General features: G+C 43.9%; 4 protein-coding genes. 2 read left to right on the top strand and 2 right to left on the bottom strand.

Annotated features, from left to right (window positions below):
• A partial coding sequence (locus tag F6K20_RS33550) for a hypothetical protein (protein ID WP_287297661.1) occupies positions 1 to 224 on the bottom strand: 224 nt, incomplete at its 3' end.
• 479 nt (positions 225 to 703) lie between these two features.
• Here F6K20_RS33550 and F6K20_RS33545 point away from each other — a divergent pair.
• Both F6K20_RS33545 and F6K20_RS33540 read left to right on the top strand, forming a co-directional pair.
• The gene (locus F6K20_RS33545) at positions 704 to 1,279 is read left to right on the top strand and encodes a Uma2 family endonuclease (RefSeq protein WP_008186235.1); all 576 of its coding nucleotides are present in this window, start codon (positions 704 to 706) and stop codon (positions 1,277 to 1,279) included.
• Between the two features lie 17 nt (positions 1,280 to 1,296).
• The gene (locus F6K20_RS33540) at positions 1,297 to 1,425 is read left to right on the top strand and encodes a hypothetical protein (RefSeq protein WP_287297660.1); all 129 of its coding nucleotides are present in this window, start codon (positions 1,297 to 1,299) and stop codon (positions 1,423 to 1,425) included.
• On the opposite strand, the gene F6K20_RS40305 is transcribed toward F6K20_RS33540, so the two are convergent.
• Positions 1,413 to 2,195: a globin domain-containing protein gene (locus F6K20_RS40305; protein WP_008186234.1), complete on the bottom strand. Its 783-nt coding sequence runs from the start codon at positions 2,193 to 2,195 to the stop codon at positions 1,413 to 1,415. The genes F6K20_RS33540 and F6K20_RS40305 overlap by 13 nt on opposite strands.
• Between the last annotated feature and the right edge of the window lie 384 nt (positions 2,196 to 2,579).

Here is a 2,579-nt window from a genome sequence, read left to right as displayed (position 1 = left end):
CATGCCCATTCCACCAACATGCCCATTCCACCAACATGCCCATTCCACCAACATGCCCATTCCACCAACATGCCCATTCCACCAACATGCCCATTCCACCAACATGCCCGTTCCACCAACATGCCCATTCCACCAAGATGCCCATTCCACCAACATGCCCATTCCACCAACATGCCCGACAATCTAAGGAACAGGCAAGATGCCCGTTCCACCAACATGCCCATTCCACAAAACTCTTAAAATCATTCCATTATTAAGCAACGCCATCTCTATTGCCTGGTGGGCAGTTGGGTTTAGCCTAACGGGTATAGCCGTCCGCCCCCTTACTGCTTTTTAGGTGGGACTAATTTCTCTGAGGTTTCAATTAGGATTGGTATATATAGCGTTTGTATTTGAGTTGTGAATATAGGATTGATGGGAAAAGGGAGCAGGGAGGAGGGAGCAGGGACTGTAGGCCACGCGGGGCGCGTTCGGAGCAGTAGGAAAGAGCTTGGATGATTTTTTGGTGTTCTTAAAAATCAGCAAGATTGTTCATGACCTATTTATAAACCCTATATATAGGTATCCTAATTGAATTGTGAGAATTTGTGATGCCCTATTCCCTACTCCCTACTCCCTACTCCCTACTCCGTACTCCCTACTCCCTACTCCCTGTTCCCTTTGCTATAGATTACCAAATGTAAACTTTCCCGGATTGCTCAACATGACAACTATAACCACAGAAGGATTATACACCTTTGAAGAATACCTCAACTATGATGATGGTACCGACAACCGCTATGAATTGGTGGATGGGAGGTTAGAAATCATGAATCCACCAACCTTTAGGCATCTGCTGATTGCTAAGTTTATTGAACAAGTATTGGAAGCAGAAATTAATCGTTTGGGTTTGCCTTGGCTGTGTTTTAAAGAAGCTAGAATTCGGACAGGATGGCGCAAGTCACGGCTAAGTGATGTCTATGTGGTAACCAAAGATCAGGTAATGGCATTGCTAGATCACTCAGCAGTATGTGATACTCCTCCATTATTAGCAGTAGAGGTGGTGAGTCCTGATTCTGTTAAGCGAGATTATCGTTACAAACGTTCAGAGTATGCTGCCTTGGGAATCATTGAATATTGGATTGTTGACCCCCCGAAGAAAAAGGTTTCACTGCTGGTGTTAGAGGAAGGGTTATATCAGGAAACAGTGTTAACTGGAAATCAACGGTTAACATCACCTACGTTTCCTGAGCTGATGTTAACCGTTGAGCAAGTTTTGACTGCTGGTAATTTAAACTAAGTTGTTGTGCATTTAAAATGCACAACAGCAAGGCAGAAGGCAGAAGGCAGAAGGCAGAAGCGATGCATCGCTGTTCCCGACTCCCGACTCCCGACTCCCTACTCCCTACTCCCTACTCCCTACTCCTAGATTGCTATAATGATTGATAGATTTGATGTTCTCGGTTAATAAAAACATCAGCTAATATCTGATAAGCTTCTGTCCAAGCTGCTATCACTTCCTCTGTCGCCGCTTCATGCAACACATCCTTCATCGCTTGTAGTAGACTCTCTCCCACAATGGGATATTGTTCTGGTTTAACATGGGTTTTTACATGACGATGAGCAATCACCTCAACCATGGATTTTAAAGCCTCCATATTATCAATTTTGGTAGCATAACTATAGACTGCTGTCGCTAACTTAGCTGGTTGAGAACCATTGGCTTGAGCTGACATATCAAACTGTGCTTTTACCTCTGGATGGTTGTGAAACATGATTTCATACATCCGAGTAGTAATTTGCTTACCATTCTTTTTGAGCAGGGGAGCTGTGGACTTGATGATATCTATAGTTTCTTGGCTCACCTGATTCACCGGTTTGGGCTTTTCGGAGAGGGTTAGCAAAAATTTCAGATTCTCTTGGGCTTGTAACTTATGAGGTGCAAAAGCCGGTATAAAGATAAAGACTCCTGGTTCTAAGGTAATCTCTTTCTGGTCTAAGGTCAGAATTCCTTTCCCTTCAATTACCGTGATTGCGGCATTACGAGGTGAAGTATGCTCCTCAATTGCTGTACCTTTTGCCAAACACAATAGGGTGTATTGGCAATTGTTATCCTTGAGCAAAACTTTGCTAATCATCCCTGTATCTGGATAGTCAGCTAATTTTTGTAGGGGAGTGCTAAACGATGTGTTTGCTGTAGCGATCGCATTAACCATTATCCTTTCCTCATCTCAAATTTAGAAACTTCTAAGATTGGTAAATATCTCTGAACTCGTTGCTACTTTTACTGTGACAGAAAAAGTTAGCCCTGTCCTTGAGCTAGCTCATAAACGGAGTAATAGCAAAGGGAGTAGGGAGTAGGGAAAGGGAGGGAAGTGTGGGGAGATGGGGAGATGGGGAGATGGGGAGATGGGGAAATGGGGAGATGGGGAAATGGGGAGTCAGATGAGGATATGCATCAAGACCATTAGAAAAAAAGTATTTAAAGATACCAAATTAATCTCAAACTAATTCTTCCCTCTCCTCCCTGTCCCCACACTCTTGTGCTCTCCCCTGTCTCCCCACACTACCCCCTCTCCCCACACTCTTCTCCTTGTTCA

The sequence above is a fragment of the Moorena sp. SIO2C4 genome, assembly GCF_010672485.1.
Classification (GTDB): domain Bacteria; phylum Cyanobacteriota; class Cyanobacteriia; order Cyanobacteriales; family Coleofasciculaceae; genus Moorena; species Moorena producens.
This window is presented reverse-complemented; position numbering and strand designations above follow the sequence as displayed.